General features: G+C 64.2%; 15 protein-coding genes. 14 read left to right on the top strand and 1 reads right to left on the bottom strand.

Annotated elements, in window-relative coordinates; genetic code table 11:
* From HY019_RS05910 to HY019_RS05860, 10 genes are all read left to right on the top strand, one after another.
* A partial coding sequence (locus tag HY019_RS05910) for a methyl-accepting chemotaxis protein (protein ID WP_290689127.1) occupies positions 1 to 622 on the top strand: 622 nt, incomplete at its 5' end.
* Between the two features lie 23 nt (positions 623 to 645).
* Positions 646 to 3,459 carry a methyl-accepting chemotaxis protein gene (locus HY019_RS21525; protein ID WP_363302351.1) on the top strand — a complete coding sequence of 938 codons (2,814 nt, stop codon included), beginning with the start codon at positions 646 to 648 and terminating at the stop codon, positions 3,457 to 3,459.
* A gap of 8 nt (positions 3,460 to 3,467) precedes the next feature.
* Positions 3,468 to 4,001 carry a chemotaxis protein CheW gene (locus HY019_RS05895; protein WP_290689125.1) on the top strand — a complete coding sequence of 178 codons (534 nt, stop codon included), beginning with the start codon at positions 3,468 to 3,470 and terminating at the stop codon, positions 3,999 to 4,001.
* A gap of 23 nt (positions 4,002 to 4,024) precedes the next feature.
* Positions 4,025 to 4,819 (top strand): CheR family methyltransferase, encoded by a 795-nt coding sequence (locus tag HY019_RS05890; protein WP_290689123.1) that lies wholly within the window; start codon positions 4,025 to 4,027, stop codon positions 4,817 to 4,819.
* The gene (locus HY019_RS05885) at positions 4,806 to 5,333 is read left to right on the top strand and encodes a chemotaxis protein CheD (protein WP_290689121.1); all 528 of its coding nucleotides are present in this window, start codon (positions 4,806 to 4,808) and stop codon (positions 5,331 to 5,333) included. The genes HY019_RS05890 and HY019_RS05885 overlap by 14 nt, the downstream gene beginning before the upstream one ends.
* A gap of 4 nt (positions 5,334 to 5,337) precedes the next feature.
* Complete coding sequence (locus tag HY019_RS05880) at positions 5,338 to 6,420, top strand: chemotaxis response regulator protein-glutamate methylesterase (protein ID WP_290689119.1); 1,083 nt, start codon at positions 5,338 to 5,340, stop codon at positions 6,418 to 6,420.
* Between the two features lie 36 nt (positions 6,421 to 6,456).
* Entirely contained in the window at positions 6,457 to 8,889 is a 2,433-nt protein-coding gene (locus tag HY019_RS05875; RefSeq protein WP_290689117.1) for a methyl-accepting chemotaxis protein, read from the top strand.
* Between the two features lie 86 nt (positions 8,890 to 8,975).
* Positions 8,976 to 10,523 carry a methyl-accepting chemotaxis protein gene (locus HY019_RS05870; RefSeq protein ID WP_290689115.1) on the top strand — a complete coding sequence of 516 codons (1,548 nt, stop codon included), beginning with the start codon at positions 8,976 to 8,978 and terminating at the stop codon, positions 10,521 to 10,523.
* A gap of 22 nt (positions 10,524 to 10,545) precedes the next feature.
* Positions 10,546 to 13,533, top strand: coding sequence for a CHASE domain-containing protein (locus HY019_RS05865; RefSeq protein ID WP_290689113.1), 2,988 nt, complete (start codon positions 10,546 to 10,548; stop codon positions 13,531 to 13,533).
* Between the two features lie 88 nt (positions 13,534 to 13,621).
* Positions 13,622 to 14,380 carry a class II glutamine amidotransferase gene (locus tag HY019_RS05860; RefSeq protein WP_290689111.1) on the top strand — a complete coding sequence of 253 codons (759 nt, stop codon included), beginning with the start codon at positions 13,622 to 13,624 and terminating at the stop codon, positions 14,378 to 14,380.
* Here the strand turns inward: HY019_RS05860 and HY019_RS05855 are convergent.
* On the bottom strand, positions 14,363 to 14,980 hold the full coding sequence (locus HY019_RS05855; RefSeq protein ID WP_290689109.1) for a TetR/AcrR family transcriptional regulator: 618 nt from the start codon (positions 14,978 to 14,980) through the stop codon (positions 14,363 to 14,365). The genes HY019_RS05860 and HY019_RS05855 overlap by 18 nt on opposite strands.
* A gap of 100 nt (positions 14,981 to 15,080) precedes the next feature.
* On the opposite strand from HY019_RS05855, the gene HY019_RS05850 reads away from it, so the two are divergent.
* From HY019_RS05850 to HY019_RS05835, 4 genes are all read left to right on the top strand, one after another.
* Entirely contained in the window at positions 15,081 to 15,899 is an 819-nt protein-coding gene (locus tag HY019_RS05850) for a creatininase family protein (protein ID WP_290689108.1), read from the top strand.
* Between the two features lie 181 nt (positions 15,900 to 16,080).
* The gene (locus tag HY019_RS05845) at positions 16,081 to 17,208 is read left to right on the top strand and encodes a hypothetical protein (RefSeq protein WP_290689190.1); all 1,128 of its coding nucleotides are present in this window, start codon (positions 16,081 to 16,083) and stop codon (positions 17,206 to 17,208) included.
* A gap of 187 nt (positions 17,209 to 17,395) precedes the next feature.
* Complete coding sequence (locus tag HY019_RS05840) at positions 17,396 to 18,124, top strand: PEP-CTERM sorting domain-containing protein (protein WP_290689106.1); 729 nt, start codon at positions 17,396 to 17,398, stop codon at positions 18,122 to 18,124.
* 119 nt (positions 18,125 to 18,243) lie between these two features.
* Positions 18,244 to 19,071 carry a PEP-CTERM sorting domain-containing protein gene (locus tag HY019_RS05835; RefSeq protein ID WP_290689104.1) on the top strand — a complete coding sequence of 276 codons (828 nt, stop codon included), beginning with the start codon at positions 18,244 to 18,246 and terminating at the stop codon, positions 19,069 to 19,071.
* Positions 19,072 to 19,159: the final 88 nt, after the last annotated feature.

The raw sequence follows: 19,159 nt of genomic DNA, 5'->3' as shown, positions 1-19,159 counted from the left end.
GATCGCCCAGAAGATTTCCATCATCGACGACATCGCCTACCAGACCAACCTGCTGGCGCTCAATGCGGCCATTGAAGCGGCGCGTGCCGGCGAGCATGGCCGCGGTTTTGCCGTGGTGGCCGCCGAGGTGCGCAAGCTGGCCGAGCGCAGCCAGGTGGCCGCGCAGGAGATTGGCCAGCTGGCCGGCTCCAGCGTGAACCTGGCCGAGAAGGCTGGCGAGCTGCTCAAGCAGATGGTGCCCTCGATCCACAAGACCAGCGAGCTGGTGCAGGAGATTGCGGCGGCATCGGGCGAGCAGGCCGATGGTGTGGCCCAGATCAACGGCGCGATGGACCACCTCAATGGGGCCACGCAGCAGAATGCGTCGGCGGCCGAAGAGCTGTCGGCCACCTCGGAAGAGTTGTCCGCCCAGGCCACCGAACTGCAGAACCTGATGGCGTACTTCAAGCTCAAGGAAGAGCAAGGTTCACGTGCCGGGGGGCATGCGCTGTCCAGCCACGCTGCAACCGGCCTTGGCCGAGCTGGTGCCCGTCAGGCCCCCCCGCCGCACCGCCACACCACGTCCATGGCACAGCCCGGCGCACACAGCGGTGTGGATGAAAGCCACTTCGCCCACTTCTGAGCGGATCGCCAGGAACCGTCACCATGAAATCCGTTCTCTCCCGCATGATGCTGTGGCAGAAGTTTGGCCTGCTCGCCGGCATGGGGGCGGTGTTGTGCGCCGTGCCAACCGGGCTGTACCTTCACAGCACGCAAGCCAGCATCCAGAGCACGCGCCTGGAGATCGTTGGCACCGACACGGTCAAGACCTTGTTGCCGTTGACCGATGCGATCAACCACGCCCGGGCGGTGGAGGAGTCCGGACCCGAGCACAGCGCCACCTGGGGCAAGTTGGCTGAACAGATCGACGCCATCGACAAGGCGCTGGCCTCGCACAGGAATCAGCTCGATCTGAGTGCCGAGTGGGCCAAGGTCAGGGTGGCCCATGCCACCTTGCAAGCCGAAGTGAAACGGAGTGGCCGTTCTTCGGAGCAGGTGGAAACCGCTCTGGCAGAGCGCGTCAATAGCCTGATGTCAGCGGCGCTGGACAAGAGTGGCCTGGTCCTGGATCCGGATGGCGATACCTACTATCTGATCAACCTGACCACGGACATCATGCAGCAGGTGGGGGACTACCTGAGCCGCATGCAGTTCATCCACGGTGCGCTGCAGGCATCCGACAAGGGCAGCGCCCTGATGGCCAGGAAGGCCTATGCCTACCGCTACTTCGCCCAGGCCCACGTCGATGAAATCGAAGCGATCGCCGGCAAGGTGGTCCGCTTCAATCCCGGGCTGAAGGCCGACATGGACCTCGGCAAGCTGACGGCGCAACTGCACGCCACGCTGGCCAAGGCCGAGGCGGTGACGGGCAGCGACAAGGTCGATGCCCATGAGCAGCGCCAACTGTCGGCGCGCCTGACGCAAGATGCGACCGCCCTCCAGGCGGCAAGGGACCCGGCACTGCTGGTGCTGCAGCGCCTGCTGGTTGAACGCGAAGGGCGGCTCACGCAGACACGCTGGATGCTGAGCAGTGGTCTGCTGAGCCTGTTGCTGCTGGCGCTGGGTTTTGGCTACGCGGTGATGCGCGCTGTCACCGACCCCGTTCGCCGCGCCATTGCAGCGGCCAATGCGGTCAAGAATGGGCAGCTCGATGCCGTCATCGTGGTGCAGGGATCGGACGAGCCCGCGCAGTTGCTGGGGGCCATCAAGGCCATGCAGCAAGGCTTGCGAGACCGCAATGAGCGCGAAGAGCGTGCCCTGGCCGAGAACACCCGCATCAAGCAGGCGCTGGATGTGGCGACCACCAATGTGATGGTGGCCGATGCCGACTACAACATCGTGTACGCCAACGGGGCACTCAAGGCCATGCTCAAGGTGGCCGAGGCCGATCTGCGCAAGGATCTGCCGCGCTTTGACGCCGCGACGGTCATCGGCACGAACATCGATGCCTTCCACAAGAACCCGGCGCACCAGCGCGGCATGCTGGACCGCCTGGCGGCCACCCATGTCACCCGCCTGGCCATTGGCGGCCGGCGTTTTGACCTGACCGTCAACCCGATCCGGGGCGAGCACGGCGCACGCCTGGGCACCGTCGTGGAATGGAAAGACCTGACCGAGGTGCTGGCCGCGCAGGAGCGCGAGCAGAAGCTGGCCGCCGAGAACGCCCGCGTCAAGCAGGCACTGGACAGCTGCTCCACCAATGTGATGATCGCGGACGCCAATGGCGACATCGTCTACACGAACGAGTCGGTGATGGTGATGCTGCGTCGCAACGAGGCCGAGCTGCGCAAGAGCCTGCCTCAGTTTGCCGCCAACCGCGTGGTGGGCAGCAACTTTGACAGCTTCCACAAGAACCCGGCTCACCAGCGCAACCTGCTGGGCAGCCTCAAGAACGAGCACAAGGCCCAGATCAAGGTGGGCACACTGCACTTCTCCCTGACGGCCAACCCCATCAGCGATGAAGCAGGGCAGCGTCTGGGTACCGTGGTGGAATGGAAGGACCGCACCGCTGAAGTGCTGGCCGAGCACGAGGTGACGCAACTGGTCGAGGGGGCCACGCAGGGCGACTTCTCGCGCCGCATGGAACTCGATGGCAAGGAGCCCTTCTTCCGCCTGATGGGCGAGAAGTTCAATGACCTGATCGACACGGTCAGCAAGACCATCGTCGAGGTGCGCGCCTCAGCCGAACAGCTGACCGCGGCCGCCAGCCAGGTGTCCGAGACCTCGCAGTCCTTGTCGCAGTCCGCTTCGTCGCAAGCCGCCAGCGTGGAGGAGACCAGCGCCTCGCTGCAGATCGCCCAGAAGATTTCCATCATCGACGACATCGCCTACCAGACCAACCTGCTGGCGCTCAATGCGGCCATTGAAGCGGCGCGTGCCGGCGAGCATGGCCGCGGTTTTGCCGTGGTGGCCGCCGAGGTGCGCAAGCTGGCTGAGCGCAGCCAGGTGGCCGCGCAGGAGATTGGCCAGCTGGCCGGCTCCAGCGTGAACCTGGCCGAGAAGGCCGGCGAGCTGCTCAAGCAGATGGTGCCCTCGATCAACAAGACCAGCGAGCTGGTGCAGGAGATCGCGGCCTCGTCTGGCGAGCAATCCGATGGAGTGGCACAGATCAAGGGGGCGATGGACCACCTCAATGGGGCCACGCAGCAAAATGCGTCGGCCGCCGAAGAGCTGTCAGCCACATCGGAAGAGCTCTCTGCCCAGGCCACGCAGTTGCAGGAGCTGATGGCGTATTTCAAGCTCAAGGAAGGCCATGCAGCGGCTCACCCATCTCACTCCACACGCGTGGCCAGACCGGCTGCTGCGTCGCACCCACAGCGTGTGAGCCCGCCCGCAAGGCCGGCCACGTTCGCGCCCCATCTCGCCTCACCGCATGCCAGCTCGGCCGCGGTGGATGAGTCTCACTTTGCCCACTTCTGATCATGGACATGAACCTGCCCGCCGTACTGGATGGCATCAGCCCATCCAATGATGTGAACCTGAGCTCGGCCCGCCAGTACCTCTGCCTGGCCGTTGGCAAGGAGACTTATGCCGTCGGCATCGACATGGTGCGCGAGATCCTGGAGGTGGGGCGCATGACGCCGCTGCCCTTGACGCCCGAGTTCGTGCGCGGGGTGATGAACCTGCGTGGCGCCGTGGTGCCCGTGATCGACCTCAAGGCACGCTTTGGTGCCGAGCCGGCGGTCATTGGCCGGCGCAGCAGCGTGGTCATCGTCGAGACCGACCACCAGGACCAGGATGGCCCGCTGGTGGTGGGCGTGCTGGTGGACGGGGTGTCCGAGGTGCTGGAGATTGCCGAGCAGGACATCGAGCCGGTGCCGGCGCTGGGCACCCGCATTCCGCGCGAGTTCTTGCAGGGCATGGCCAAGGCCAAGGGCATCCTGCTGTCGATCCTGGATGCGGACCGCATTCTGGAGCGCGAATCCATGGCGACCTTGATCGCCGGCCACATGGCGCACTGAGCGCCATCAGGAAATGAAGCCGCATGCAACTGTCTGAACGCTCCTTCAACACGGTGGCCGAGGTGTTTCACCGGGTGTCCGGTATCCGCCTGGTGCCGGCCAAGCGGCAGCTGGTCATCGGCCGCTTGCAAAAGCTCGCTTCCGAGCGGGGGCTGGACAGCCTGGACGAATACGTCGAGAAGGTCATCAAGGGCGGCGACGAGACCGAGCTGGTGAAGGTGGTGGACAGGTTGACCACCAACGAGACCTACTTCTTTCGTGAACCCGCCCATTTCGAGTTCCTGTCTGACTTGCTGACACGCCGTCGCCCGGGCCAGGAGTTCCGGGTGTGGAGCGCGGCCAGCTCGTCAGGTGAAGAGGCCTACAGCATCGCCATGCTGCTGGCCGACAAGATCGGCCCCAAGGGCTGGAAGATCGTGGGCACCGACCTGTCCACGGCCATGGTGGACGCGGCCCGCAAGGCCCTCTACCCCATGGAGCGCGCCCGCAATACCAGCCCGCAATACCTCAAGCGCTTTTGCATGAAGGGCTCCGGCCCTTATGAGGGGCAATTGCTGGTCAGCAAGGAGCTGCGCGCCAATGTGCATTTCGAGCAGGCCAACCTCATGCAGCCGCTGCCGGACCTCGGCCAGTTCGATGTGGTCTTTCTGCGCAATGTGCTGATCTATTTCGAACCCGATGCCAAGCTGGACATCGTCAGGCGGGTCACCCCCTTCATCAAGCCGGGTGGCTACCTGTTCACCGGGCACTCGGAGTCGCTCAGCAACCTGCCCACCGGCCTCACCAGCGTGAAGCCCGCTGTGTATGCTCGAACTTGACAGCAAGGGGCCAGCCCGACTTCGACATCACCGTGGCGAACAGGTTTTCCTTTTGCCCGGGCAGTGGTACTTCGGCCATACCGGTGCCACCGTGAAGACCTTGCTGGGCTCGTGCGTCGCCATCACGCTGTGGAACCCGCGTCGGCACATGGGTGGCATGTGCCACTTCCTGCTGCCCACGCGCCTGCGCACGCCGGACGGCACGCTCGACGGCCGATTTGGTGACGAGGCTGTCGAGTTGCTGGCGCGCGAGATCAAGAAGACGGGCACGCACACCCGGGACTACGAAGTCCATCTCTACGGCGGTGCAGACACGATGCCCGATCAGGCCAAGATCAAGTTCAACATCGGCGAGCGCAATGCAGAGAAGGCCTGGGAGCTCATCGACAAGTATGGCTTTCAGTTGCAGTGTGTCGACGTCGGGGGCAGCGAGCCACGCAACGTGATGATGGATCTGAGCAATGGCCAGGTGGTGTTGAAACGTGGCAAGACCCACGCAGCCTTGAAAGGGTGATCTCATGAGCGAGATCAAAGTCATGATCGTGGACGACTCGGCCGTGGTGCGCAAGTACCTGTCCGATCTGTTGACCAAGGCCGGCGTCACCGTCATCGGTGCGGCGGCGGACCCCTTGTTTGCCATGCAGCGCATGAAGAGCAACTGGCCGGATGTGCTGGTGCTGGACGTGGAGATGCCCCGCATGGATGGCATCACCTTCCTCAAGCAGGTGATGGCCGAGCGACCCACGCCCGTGGTCATGTGCTCGACGCTGACGGAAAAGGGCGGGCAGACCACGATGCAGGCCATGGCCGCTGGTGCGGTGGGCTTTGTGACCAAGCCGAAGATGGGCCTGAAGGATTTTCTGGAAGACGACAGCAATGGCATCGTTGCGGCCGTGCGTGCGGCTGCCAAGGCCAATATGTCGGCCTTGAGGCGTGCCCAGCCGGGCATCCCCAAGCCCGGCGCCGCCCGTGCGATGGCGGTGGCCCCCGGGCCGCAGGAAGCCATGGCCGAGACCACCGACCGCGTGATCGCCGTGGCCATCTCGACCGGGGGGGTGCAGACCATCGAGGCCGTGCTCACGCGCTTGCCCCGCACCGTGCCCGGCATGGTCATCGTGCAGCACATGCCGCCCAACTTCACGGCCAGCCTGGCCGCACGCCTGAATGGCCTGTGCGACCTGGAGGTGCTGGAGGCCAAGGATGGCGACCGTGTCATCAATGGCCGTGTGCTGTTTGCCCCGGGCGGGCGCCACATGCGCCTCAAGCGCAGCGGTGCGCAGTATGTGGTCGAGGTCTTCGATGGCCCGTTGGTCAACCACCATCGGCCCAATGCGGATGTGTTGCTCAAATCGGTGGCGCAGTGCGCCGGGCGCAACGCCATTGGCGTCGTGATGACGGGCATGGGCGACGACGGTTCACGCGGCCTGCGTGAAATGTTCAATGCCGGCGCGAAAACCGCCGCCCAGGACGAGGCCAGTTGCGTGGTGTTCGGCATGCCCAGAGAAGCCATCAAGCATGGCGGGGTTCAGCAGGTGGTCAGCCTGGATGACCTGCCCTCGTGGTTGATGGCCGCAGCCCGTTCGGCGGTGAATGCAGCCTGATCCGATTGACCGAAGACATACAAGCAAAGGGTGGGCATGAACGCCGAAACGCAAAAAAGCTTGGCCAGGCTGGTGCTGATGCCGGGCATCCGCCTCATGCGCCGCTGGAGCATGACGCGCAAGTTCGCGATGATCGGCGGGCTGGCCTTCGCCTTCATCGTGCTGATGATGACCTACGCTGCGCGGCACCAGATGCAGGCCTTGCACATGAGCGAGCGCCAGTTGAACGGTGTCCAGCTGGTTGGTGACATCACCCGCCTGGCTGATCTGACGCAGGCCGTTCGCGCGCAACAGCGCCTGCGCGCGGTCAACAACGGGCAACCACCGTCGACCATGGGGCAGCTGCTCGATGAGGTCCAGCGGCTGGTGCGCGTGCTCGATACGGAGTTGGCCGCGCTCCATGACCCGGCCCTGATGCAGTTCTGGCAAGGCGTTCGACAGAAGCTGGGCAGCCTGGACGCCTTGCGCCAGGGTGATCCAGGTGTCCTGGTTGCGAAGGACCTGGTGGTCGCCTTGCAGCAACTGCAGCTGCGCGCCGGGGAATCGACGGCCCTCTTGCTGGACAAGGAGGCCTCGTCCTTTTACCTGATGATGGCACTGGTCGACCGCTACATCCCGTTGACAGACAGCTTTGCGCGCATGCACGAGGAGGGCGTGCTGGCCATCCACGACGGTGTCAACGCTGCCGGCGACGACCGCGTCGTGCTGGACCATGCCGATGCGTTGCGCCGGCGCATGGTCGACTTTGATTTCCTGATGGGGGCAGCAACGCGTGCGGGCATGCCGGCTTCCAGCGGCTGGGCTGGCACGCAAGCTTTGATGGAATCGCATGCGAGCGACCTGTTGGTGCAGGTGGCAACGGTCACCCCGAACACGGATGTCACGAGCCAGCTGGCACGCGGCAGCCGGGTCATCAGTGCGGCGGCATCGCTGCATGCCACCTTGCGCGAGCGCCTGGATTTGGTGCTGAGAGAGCGTGCCCGCCTTCAGCGCCTTGTGGTGGTGGGCTACATCGCCGTGACGGTGTTGCTCTTCCTGTTCATGATCTACCTGACGATGGCACTGCATGCGGCGCTGATTGGCACCGTCAAGGCGGTGAGCAAGACGATTGACGATGTCAGCCATGGCGATCTGACCGACCCCCGGGATGTGCATGGGCAAGACGAGCTGGCCCATGTCGGGCGGGGGGTGAACCGCATGACGATCAGATTGTCGCGCATGGTGGCCAGCATCCGCGGCAATGCGGTGCTGGTGGCCATGGCGGCCAGGCGGCTGAGTGCCGCGACCATGGCGCTGTCCCAACGAACCGAGCGGCAATTCCACAGCGTGATGCAGGCTACCGAAAGCGTGCGACACATCCAGCGTGTGCTGGACCAGGGTGTCACCACCGTCCAGCAGCTGGAGGACCAGGTGGCGCAAGTGAGCGCGGTGGCCGAGGAGCGCAGCGCGACCATGCCGACTGCGGTGGCCACGATGTCGCAAATCGAGGAGGGCGCACAGCGCATGCGCGAGATCGTGGGCATGATCGAGGACATCGCCTTCCAGACCAATATGCTGGCGCTCAATGCCGCGGTCGAGGCGGCGCGCGCCGGTGAGGCCGGAACGGGTTTTGCCGTGGTGGCCGGCGAGGTGCGCCAGTTGGCCGGGCGCTGTGCCCAAGCTGTGGCAGAGATCAGCGAGCTGATCGAGCAGTCCACGCAGCACGTGGGCGCGGGCGTGCGGCACATGTCCGACATCACCCGAACCTTGTCGACGCTGTCCGATGGGCTCAAGGGGGTCGGCACGGGCATGTCGGCACTGGACGCGCATGCGGTGCACCAGAGCAGCATGCTGCAGCAGGTGGAGCAGACACTGTGTGGCCTTGACAGCATCACCGGCGAGAACCAGGAGACGGTGAACACCGCCAACCTGGCGACGCAGGAGCTGCTGGACCGCGCAGCCAGCCTGGCCAAGTCCGTCAAAGGCATACGGCTGGCGCATGGTGGGGTGGACGAGGCTCAGGCATTGCTGGACAAGGCCGCGGCCCTGATCCGTGACGTGGGCTTGCAGGCCGCCGTGCCTGTGCTGCACGATCCAAACGCGGGCTTCGTGGACCGGGATCTCTTTGTGTTTGGCATGAACCGCGAGGGGGTGCAGGCCTTCCACTCCTGCCTGCCGCTGGATGCGGGCAAGCCCTTGCCCATGCTCACGTCCAAGGATGGCTTCCTGCTGAGCGAAGCCCTTTGGCGCGCCGCAGACAGCCATCAGGAACTGGTGGAGTACGAATCCTGCAACGCGGACACGCTGGAGATGATCTCCAAGACGGCCTGCATCCTGAAGGTAAGCGACGAGCTCTTGCTGTGCAGCGTTTTCTACAGCGACCCGGCCACTTTGAACAAGGTCAGCGGCGGGGGGCGTGCAGACTTCAAACAGCCCGGGCTGGCGGGGCCGCATGCACGGGGAGGCGGGCCCGTGCTGGGCACCATCTGAGCCCCATCTGCAGCGGATGGGGCTGACTCAAGGTGAGTGCACCAAAGGCCGATATAGCCAGGGAAAGCTATTCGGACACCAGCAGCATGAGTCAATCGAGTTCCATGACCAACCGCCACTCACCGCGTCGATCAGACAGCGTCACGCTGCTGGCCACCGCGTTGGCCGCCCTGTTGACGCTAGGTTTGGGCTATCAAACGCACCAGCTGCCCCTGGCTGGTGGTCTGGCCGGCGCAGCCATGCTGCTTGCCGTCGGGGCGTTTTTTGCGGCAGGTGGCACCACCTGGTCTCGTTATCTGCTGACGCTCGCGGCCTTTGGTGTCGCGTGCTCTCATGTCTACCTCAGCGCAGCCCAGGCCGAGTCCTATGTCGGGGTCATCTTGCTGGGTTGCCTGTTGCCGCAATACCGCGACTGGAAGCTGGTGGTGATCACCGGTGCGGCGGCGCTGGCCTTTCACCTGCTGTGGTCGGTTCATCAGCCCGGGCACGCGGCCACTATCGCGGCGGTGTGCATCCTGACGCTGCAATACGGCTACATGGCCTACACGGCGCGGCGTGAGGCACTCAACGAGCGCGAACGCTTCGAGCTGGCCTTCCTGATCCATGCGATGGGGTCTGACGGCCCTATTCGCCTGAACCTGGATGTCTTGCGCGCCGATTCGACGGTGGGCAAGCGTCTCAAGCATGTTCAGGCGCGCATGGCCGATGCCATCAGGCAGGTTCAGAACGCGATTGAGGGCGTGCAGCGCGCATCCGGCGTGCTAAGCCAGGGCAGCACCGAATTGAGTGACCGCACCTACAGCACGGCATCAGGCCTGCGTGATGCGGCGATGTGCCTGGAGCAGATCAACGTGATCGTCCAAACCAGTGCCCAGGCCTCGACCGAGGCCCGCGCCATGGCGGCGCGCGCCACCGATCTGGCCAATGACGGCGGCGAGCAGGTCAAGCATCTGGTGGCGACGATGCAGGACATCGCGCAGTCCTCAGGCAAGATCACCGACATCATCTCGGTGATCGATGGCATCGCCTTTCAGACCAATATCCTGGCGCTCAATGCCGCGGTCGAGGCCGCCAGAGCCGGCGAGCAAGGCCGGGGTTTTGCCGTTGTGGCGGCCGAGGTGCGCAGCCTGGCCTTGCGTTCGTCGGAAGCCGCCAAGGAAATCAAGACCCTGATCAACACCTCGATGCAGACGGTGGAGTCGGGCGTCAAGCAGGTGAACATGACGGGCAGCACGATGGAAGAGATCGTGGACGCCGTGCGCCGCGTGGGGTCGGTGTTTGAAAGGTTGTCCGCTGACTCGCACGAGCATGCGGGTGGCATCGAGGTGGTCACCCAATCCGTCAAGGAACTGGACGGCGTCACCCAGCAGAACATTGCGGTGGCCGAGGCCTCGGGCAACATTGCTGTGGAGCTCATGGAGCACGCCAACAGGATGTCCGATGTGCTCAGCGCCTTCAAGCTGGGTGTCCAATCTGCTCAAACCGCCGGGGGCGCGGCCGGTCAGGCCATGTCCCCGCCGGCCGGCGCCACGGAGCGCAGGCCGGCTGCATCCTCATCGAGTACGCAGGTCGACGCCCGCCCTGCAGCGAAGCTGCCCAAGCCGGCCGAGGCCGACGGCGTCGAGTTCTTCTGAACGCGGCAAGCGCAAGAGCGACATGAACTGGCGCGAGCAGCTGCAAGCACTCAAGGCGCGCTGGTTCGCAGCCGACATGGCGCTGTCCGAGGCGCACCGGCACATCAGCCTGTTCAGCAGCGTCGGCATCTTGTTGCTGGGGCTGTTCCTCACGGTGATGGGCAGCATGTGGATCAAGATGGATGCGGATCAGGAGGCCGCGCTCTATTTCGATCGGTATACCGACAAGATGAACGCCGGCGTGGCACAGCGCTTCACGCGGGTCCTCAATACCTTCCAATCGTTGCGTGCGCACATTCATGCCGACGATGGTGTGGTCAGGCGAGACGCCTTCCGCATCTGGGTGGCCTCTCGGCGTCTGCTCAATGACATGAAGGGGATTCGTGGTGTTGGTTTCATCCAGCGAACCGATCGTGTCGACCTTGATGCATTTGTCGAGACAGAGCGTCGGGATGCGGCGCCGGGCTTTTCGGTGCGCAGCACGGGCAACGCAGCCGATTTGTACGTCATCAAGTACATCGAGCCGCTGTCCGGCAACGAGGCCGCCTGGGGCTACGACATCGGCGCAGAACGGATCAGACGCGAAACCGCGGAGCGCGCCGTGAATTCTGGACATGACGCGATGACCGGGTCCATTGTCCTGGTGCAGGATGGGCGGAAGCGGCCGGGCTTTCTCTACATCCTGCCCGTGTTCAAGTGGGCCAGCAAGGTGAGCACGCCCGAAGACCGGCGTCGCAACCTGGTCGGCCTGGTGTACTCACCCATCGTGGTCGAAGAGTTTCTGGCCGATATAGGTGATACCGTCGACAGCCAGCTGGATCTGACCGTGTATGACGGCCAAGACCTCGTGGTCGACCAACAGATATTCAGCCTGGCCCTAAGCCGTGGTCATGCCCGGTTTGAATCAAATAGGCAACTGGATGTGGGTGGCCATATCCTGACGCTGCACATGCGCAGCACACCGGAGTTCGAACAACGCTTCCAGGCGCATGCGGTATGGTGGTTTGCGCTGGTGGGCTGTTTGCTCAGCATGGCCATGTCTGTGGCCGTCTGGCTGCTGCTGGTGGGGCGTGCGCGTGCGGAAGGCCTGGCCAGAATCATGACGGCCGATCTGTCTCTGGCCAAGCAGCGCGCCGAGTTGGCGCTGCGTGACAACTCCACCTTGCTGGGGACGCTCAATCGGTTCAACCTGATGTCCGTGGCCGATGCCAACGGTGTCATCCTTGATGTCAATGAGGCGTTCTGCCTGGTCACTGGCTACAGCCGTGCAGAGCTGATCGGCCACAAGCACCAGGTGCTCAACTCAGGCCGCCACAATCAGGAGTTCTGGACCGAGATGTGGCAGACCATCTCTCGTGGCGAGCCCTGGAATGGTGACGTCTGCGACCGTACCCGGGACGGTTTGCTGTTGTGGTTGAAGACCACGGTCGTGCCCTTGAAGGATGCGAATGGGGGCATCGAGAAGTACCTCTCCATCCGCACCGACATCACGAGTGCCAAGCGCAACGAACTGGAATTGCAGGACATGGCTGAACGCTATCAACTGGCCATTGATGGTGGCAGTGATGGCCTTTGGGACTGGCGCGACGTGCGTGCGGACAAGATGTGGTGGTCTCCCCAGCTGTACCGCATGCTGGGTTACGGGCCCGACGAGTTTCCGGCGGGGCGCGATGTGTTCGGGCAGTTCCTGCATCCGGATCACCACGCGGGGGTGTTTGCCGCCATCGAAGGGGCGCTCAAAAAAGGCAAGGCCCTGGACGTCGTGTTCCCGGTTCGACACAAGTCGGGCCAGTACCGCTGGGTCCGCAGCCGGGGCAAGACCTATTTTGACGAAAGCGGGCGTGCCATCCGCATGGCCGGGTCCTTGCAGGACATCCATGATCGCCATCTGGCCGAAGAGGTCATCCAGAAGCACAGCGAGCAACTCAGTGCGATCTTCAGCCTCAGCCCGGACGGCTTCGTGTCCTTCGGTGCGGATGGCCGGGTCAATTACGCCAGCGCAGCCTACAGCCAGCTGACGGGGCTGCGCGCCGTGTCGGTGCTGTGCCTCAATGAAGCGGAGTTCCTGAGCCAGTTGCTGTCGCAGTGCGTGCACCCGCCCGAGCTCAGCAGCCTCGACACCTTGCTGGACGCGCCTGTGGAGAAAGAATCCTTGAGCTGGCAGGCACGACATTCGCTGGTTCTGCAGCTGAAGGTGCCGGCGGGCCGCATGCTGGCCTTGAGCCTCTACCAGGCCCATGGCGACACGGTGTCCCGCTTGTTGCTGGTGCGCGATGTCACGCATGAAGCCGAAGTGGACCGCATGAAGAGCGCCTTCCTGTCGATGGCCGCGCATGAACTGCGCACGCCCATGGCCAGCATCTACGGCTTCATCGAATTGATGATGACGCGCGAGCTCAGGCCCGAGAAGCAGAAGGACCTGCTGGGCAAGGTCTACCGCCAGTGCGAGGTGATGATCTCCATCATCAACGAATTGCTGGACCTGGCCCGCATCGAAAGCCAGCGCGGGGCAGACTTCGAATGCCGACACCTTGATCTGTTCGATCTGGTTGCGGGTGTGGTGGCGGATTTCAAAACACCCGCTGATCGCCAGCCGCCTGAGTTGCGCAGGCCTGACGCGGCCATTCACGTCAACGCCGATCATCAGAAGCTGTGCCAGGCCTTTCTGAACCTGCTGTCCAACGCCTACAAGTATTCGCCGCAAGGGGGCGCCGTCAACGTGAGCTTTCCCAGCCGTGTCGATGAAGCGGGCGGGCAGTGGGTCGGGGTGTGCGTGCAGGACCACGGCCTGGGCATGTCGGCCGATCAGCTGGCGCATCTGGGCGAGCGCTTCTTCCGCGCGGACAAATCCGGCAACATTCCTGGCACCGGCCTGGGGGTCAGCATCGTCAAGGAAGTGATGGAGTTGATGGGGGGCTCGCTGGACGCGCGCAGCGAGTTGGGCAAGGGCACGGCCATGACCTTGTGGCTGCCCGCGGTGTCCAGCAGCCAGACCGCTTTGATGGCCTGAGGCTGGAGGCCTGACGCGGCGGCCCCGGCGGGCTACCATGGCGAGGTATCGTGTGCCGTGATCCGACCTTTCTCAGGAGTGCCCCACCATGTGCCAGTTGTTGGGCATGAACTGCAACACCCCCACCGACATCGTCTTCAGCTTCTCGGGCTTTGCCACCCGGGCCTGTGAGCACGCCGATGGCTTTGGCATCGCCTTTTTCGAGGGGCGCGGCCTGCGCCTGTTCGTGGACCACCAGGCGGCCAGCGTCTCGCCCGTGTCCGAGCTGATCAAGCGCTACCCCATCCAGAGCCGCAACGTGATCGCCCACATCCGCAAGGCCACCCAGGGGCGCGTGGCCCTGGAGAACTGCCACCCCTTCGTGCGCGAGTTGTGGGGCCACTACTGGGCCTTTGCGCACAACGGCAACCTGCTGGACTTCAACCCCAAGTTGCACGCGGCCTTTCGCCCGGTGGGCGACACCGACAGCGAGCGGGCCTTTTGCTGGCTCATGCAGGAGCTGGCCAAGAGCCACGCCAGCATGCCCAGCGTAGACGAGCTGACGGCCACCTTGCGCGAGCTGGTGCCCCAGGTGGCGCGGCACGGTACCTTCAATTTCATGCTCAGCCAGGGTGAGGCCCTGTGGGCCCATTGCTCGACCAAGCTGCACTACCTGGTGCGCCAGCACCCTTTCGGCATGGCCCGCCTGCAGGACCAGGACGTCGCCGTCAATTTCGCCGACATGGCCAAGGAAGGCGACCGTGTGGCCGTGATCGCCACCGAGCCTTTGACGCTCAATGAAACCTGGCTGGCCATGGGCCCAGGCGAGCTCAAGGCCTTTGTGGGTGGTTTACCGCTGGGGGCTTGATGCGCTTGACGTGACGGGTACCGCCGAGGCATACAGCCCCAGCACCTGCTCGATGAGGGCGTCGGTCTGCTCGCCCAGGAAAGCCAGCTGGCCATCCAGGATCAGGTGGCTCAGGCCATGGACCATGCTCCAGCGTGCCACGGCCTGGCGCAGGGCCTCGGGGCTGTGGGGGTCGGTACCGGTCTCCTGGGCCGACCAGGCCAGCAGCCCCTCGAACGAGGCCTTGGCGGTTTGCACCAGATCCGGGTCCTGGCTCGCATACAGGAAGTGGCTGAACATCAGCCTGAAAAGGGCGGGGTGCTGGCGCGCAAAGCCGATGTAGGCACGGCCGGCCGTCAAACGCGCATCGCCGGTGTCGCTGGCGCCGGCCAGCGCCTCGGCCTGGGCCTGCGTGAAGCGCCGAAAGCCCTCGGCGGCCAGGGCGCTCAGCAAGGCCTGCTTGTCTGCAAAGTGCCGGTAAGCCGCGTTTGCGGACACGCCCACATCCCGCGCAATGGCGCGCAGGCTCAACGGGCCCTCTTCGCTGTGTTCCAGCGCGGCCAGGCCCGCTTCGATGAGCGCGGCGCGCAGATTGCCATGGTGGTAGCTTCGGTCTGTCATGCGGGCATTGTCTCCATATTGACCGGCCCAGCTTGGCCGATGTTGTAAACCTGGGCTTTTTCAGGCCTGCGCGGGGCGGCTTCCGTTTTACGATGCGCGCATGAAAACGCGAACCAACTGGCAGAGCGCGGCCATGGCCCTGGTGCTCGGCCTGGCCCTGAATGCCCCCGCGCTGGCAGCCTCCAGCCCCTACATCGAAGACATGACCTCGCCCGAGCTGCAGGCGCGCGTGGCCGCCGGCAGCACCACCGTGCTGGTGCCCATCGGCGGGACCGAACAGAACGGCCCCCACATGGTGCTGGGCAAACACAATGCGCGGGCCCGTGCGCTGGCCGGCCAGATCGCCCTGCGCCTGGGCAACGCCGTAGTGGCCCCGGTGATGGCCTATGTGCCCGAAGGCAGCATCCAGCCACCTGTGGCGCACATGCGCTTTACCGGCACCATCTCGATCCCGGACGCGGCCTTCGAGGCCGTGCTCGAGGGCACCGCCCGCAGCTTCAAGCAACACGGCTTTCGCGACGTGGTCTTCCTGGGTGACCATGGCGGCTACCAGAAGAGCGAGGAGCGCGTGGCCAGCAAGCTCAACAAGGCGTGGGCCAAAGACCCGTCCTGCCGCGTGCTGGCCCTGGCCGCCTACTACCGCGTCACCCAGACGGACTATGTGGCCGCGCTCAAGCAACGCGGTTTCAGCGAGGCCGAGATCGGTACACATGCGGGCCTGGCCGACACCGCCTTGACCCTGGCCATCGATCCTCACCTTGTGCGGGCCGAGGTCATGACGCAGGGCTTCAAGCCGGGAGCGCACAATGGCGTCACCGGCGACCCACGACGTGCCAGCGCTGATCTGGGTCAGATCGGCGTGCAGCAGATTGTGGAATCATCCGCCACAGCGATCCGTGCGGCGCAGCGCGCGCGTTGATCCCGTTTCCGTCCCTGGAGAGAGCATGTCCTCGAACAACAAGATGCTGGCTGGTGGTCTGACCCTGGCCGCCACCGCCGCTGCCGTGTCCGCCTTGCTGGCTTACCGCAGCGTGTCTGCCCAACAACCTGCTGCGCAAGTGGCCCCCGCCGCGCCCGCTGCCGTCACCACGGTGCCTGGCATGCCGCCGGTCGTCGACGCGCGCAACCTCTACAGCGAAACCAATGGCCCGGCCAAGATGCTGCCGGTCGTCCGCGAGGACCTGGAGCGCATCTATGTGCCCAACCTGCGCTCGCACGATGTCTACGTGATCGACCCGGCCAAGATGAAGGTGGTCGACAAGTTCAAGGTGGGTGATGCACCGCAGCACGTCGTCCCCTCATGGGACCTGCGCACCCTGTGGGTGGCCAACAATGCCGAGCGCAAGCTCACTGGCAGCCTCACCCCGGTGGACCCGCGCACCGGCAAGCCCGGCAAGAACGTGGCCGTGGACGACCCCTACAACATGTACTTCTCGCCCGACGGCAAGTCCGCCATCGTCGTGGCCGAGGCCCGCCACCGCCTGGACTTCCGCGATCCGCACACCATGGCGATGCAGTACTCGATCGACGTGCCCAAGTGCGGCGGCATCAACCATGCGGACTTCTCCATCGACGGCCGCTACGCCATCTTCACCTGCGAGTTCGAGGGCAGCGTGGCCAAGGTCGACCTGGTCAAGCGCGAAGTGCTGGGTTACCTCAAGCTCAAGATGCCGGCCACGCGCCTGAAGGACAAGCCCGTGCTGCAGGGCCTGCCGGACACCGAGATCTGCACCTCCAAGAAGGGCATGCCGCAGGACATCCGCATCTCGCCGGACGGCAAGCGCTTCTACGTGGCCGATATGGAGGCCGATGGCGTGCACATCGTCGATGGCGAGGCCCTCAAGGAGATCGGCTTCATCACCGCGGGCGTGGCCTCGCATGGCCTGTACCCCAGCCGCGATGGCAAGAGCCTGTACGTGGCCAACCGCGGCTCGCACAAGATCCACGGGGGCCGCAAGGGCCCTGGCAGCGTGACCGTCATCGACTTTGCCACCGACAAGATCACCGCCCGCTGGCCCGTGCCCGGTGGCGGCAGCCCCGACATGGGCAATGTGAGCGCCGACGGCAAGTGGCTGTGGTTGGCGGGCCGCTTCGACGACGTGGTCTACCGCTTCGACACCGGCAACGGCGAGGTCAAGCAGATCAAGGTTGGCGCCGAGCCGCATGGCCTGGTGGTGTGGCCGCAACCGGGGCGGTACTCGCTGGGGCACACGGGCAATCTGCGCTGAGGCGGGTTCGCCGTCACGCAAATGAGGGGGCTTTCAGTGCCCCATGGCTGGAGTCCGAACTGGTATGCTGCCCCGGCACATGTAGTACAGAGGCAGGGGGCACAGGATGAACATACGTCCAAGTTGGGTGGCTTTGGTCGTGGCGGTGTCTAGCCTGTGCGCTCACGCTCAAACCGTGATGGTGACCATGGATGTGACCGCCAATGCACGGACCATCGGGCACGTCGTCAACGGCACTTATACCGTCAGCAACGATACGGGCTTTTTGCCGGCAACGTTCAGCTACGCAGAAAGCTTTAACCTGAAGATCGACGGTGCCCTGAGTGCCCCGTCTTTGAGCGAGCGTAACGTCATCGAGTCGGGGTTCTTCTCTGGCAGGGGCAGCGCGCCATCACCTTTTACTGCTTCGTTGGTGACGACGGCGCCTGCGTCATTGGTCAACCAAATGAATTCCGGGTATGCGGGCTACCTGTTGTTCGTGCCCAAGACGGCGACTGCTGTGGCACCGGCGGCCGTGTCGCAACAGGCATTCCTGAGCACGGGGCTGTTCTGGTCAAGTGCGGCCGGATATGAGCAGTATGGCCGCAGCGTATCGTGGACGACGCAAGGCGCGCCGATTGCTGCCTCAAGCTTGACGCCATGGTCGCCCGATGAGTTCTTGGCGCACTGGCAGTCGCTGGTCGGGCAGACGCTCGTGGGCGCCTACAAAGAGTCGTATGACCTCAGCTCACAGTCACCCTATGCACCGTTGGGCGGGGGGACGCCACTCCCGCCCGCGCTGCATGACAATGTGGCCATACTTGGTGACGTGGTGATCCGCTCCGTGACCGTTGTACCTGAGCCATCGACTTGCCTGCTGATGGGCCTGGGCTTGTCGTTGATGGCCGCGGCATGTCGTCGCGGTCAGGTCGGCTGAACACAGCGAATGCAGGCAGTTGGCCCCTTAATCATGGGGGCTCTGTGGGGCTTGAATACCACCTTGAGATGGATGCGAGCTGTTAATCTCCACAGATACAAAATCAACGGAGGAACAGCATGTTCGCGCGTCAATCACTGGTCGTTTTTGCCCTGTCTTCGCTGGCTGCCGTAGCGGCTCAGGCCGAAGTGGTCGAAGTCACCTGGGACGTGACCGCGCTGACCCGAAGCGTGGGCAGCACGGTTGGCGGTGTGTACACCGAGCAGGCCGATGCGGGCTTCCAGCCCCAGACCTTCACTTACACCTTGTCGTTCGATCTGAACGGAGGGGTCATCAGCCCGGCGGCACCTTTCACGGTGACCGATCCAGGCGCGCCGTATCAATCGGGTATGTCGGCCTCGGGCAATTTCAACCTCTTGACCAACTCGGCGACACCTTATACCGATGGGTTGCTGGCCATGGCGCCGGATCGCCAATCGGCCTTGTTCGATGTGGGTTTTGCCGGGTACATGCTCAATGTGCCTGACAGCGCGACGACGAACTCGCCTCAGCCCGTTTCGCAAAGTGCCAACTTCATGACGTTCACTTTGTGGTCTTTGTCTTCGGGCACGACGACCTATTCGCGCGGCATCGGTTTCCAGACCATGGGCAACCCGGTTTCGGCCCAGGAGTTACAGGCGTGGACGCCTGCCGAGTACATGGCTTACCTGCAGGCGCACACCGGCGAGGTGTTGAAAGGCGCTTTCAGCGAGTCGTATGACTACAACTCGCAATCCATCTTTGTGATCGGCGCGCCGCTGCCGTCTGTGAACCAGCACGACAACATCACCATTGCGGGTGATGCGGTGATCCGCTCGGTCACCGTGGTGCCCGAGCCTGCCACGTATGCCTTGATGGGCTTGGGGCTGTCGCTGATGGCCTGGGTTCGCCGCCGTCAAACGGTTTGAGTCAAGCGGGGCCATGGCCCTGGCGGCAAAAAAAGCCGGCCGTCTTGGCCGGCTTTTGCACGTTTGGGCAGTAGACGAACAAAGCCGT

Source organism: Aquabacterium sp. (assembly GCF_016195855.1).
GTDB lineage: Bacteria > Pseudomonadota > Gammaproteobacteria > Burkholderiales > Burkholderiaceae_C > Aquabacterium.
The sequence above is the reverse complement of the archived record's forward strand: the minus strand, read 5'-3'. Positions and strand labels throughout refer to the sequence as shown.

Excerpts from the sequence above, each read along its gene's own strand:
- HY019_RS21525 (WP_363302351.1), top strand. The coding sequence starts at position 646 with ATGAAATCCGTTCTCTCCCGCATGATGCTGTGGCAGAAGTTTGGCCTG.
- HY019_RS05895 (WP_290689125.1), top strand. The coding sequence starts at position 3,468 with ATGAACCTGCCCGCCGTACTGGATGGCATCAGCCCATCCAATGATGTG.
- HY019_RS05890 (WP_290689123.1), top strand. The coding sequence starts at position 4,025 with ATGCAACTGTCTGAACGCTCCTTCAACACGGTGGCCGAGGTGTTTCAC.
- HY019_RS05885 (WP_290689121.1), top strand. The coding sequence starts at position 4,806 with ATGCTCGAACTTGACAGCAAGGGGCCAGCCCGACTTCGACATCACCGT.
- HY019_RS05880 (WP_290689119.1), top strand. The coding sequence starts at position 5,338 with ATGAGCGAGATCAAAGTCATGATCGTGGACGACTCGGCCGTGGTGCGC.
- HY019_RS05875 (WP_290689117.1), top strand. The coding sequence starts at position 6,457 with ATGAACGCCGAAACGCAAAAAAGCTTGGCCAGGCTGGTGCTGATGCCG.
- HY019_RS05870 (WP_290689115.1), top strand. The coding sequence starts at position 8,976 with ATGAGTCAATCGAGTTCCATGACCAACCGCCACTCACCGCGTCGATCA.
- HY019_RS05865 (WP_290689113.1), top strand. The coding sequence starts at position 10,546 with ATGAACTGGCGCGAGCAGCTGCAAGCACTCAAGGCGCGCTGGTTCGCA.
- HY019_RS05860 (WP_290689111.1), top strand. The coding sequence starts at position 13,622 with ATGTGCCAGTTGTTGGGCATGAACTGCAACACCCCCACCGACATCGTC.
- HY019_RS05855 (WP_290689109.1), bottom strand. The coding sequence starts at position 14,980 with ATGACAGACCGAAGCTACCACCATGGCAATCTGCGCGCCGCGCTCATC.
- HY019_RS05850 (WP_290689108.1), top strand. The coding sequence starts at position 15,081 with ATGAAAACGCGAACCAACTGGCAGAGCGCGGCCATGGCCCTGGTGCTC.
- HY019_RS05845 (WP_290689190.1), top strand. The coding sequence starts at position 16,081 with ATGCCGCCGGTCGTCGACGCGCGCAACCTCTACAGCGAAACCAATGGC.
- HY019_RS05840 (WP_290689106.1), top strand. The coding sequence starts at position 17,396 with ATGGATGTGACCGCCAATGCACGGACCATCGGGCACGTCGTCAACGGC.
- HY019_RS05835 (WP_290689104.1), top strand. The coding sequence starts at position 18,244 with ATGTTCGCGCGTCAATCACTGGTCGTTTTTGCCCTGTCTTCGCTGGCT.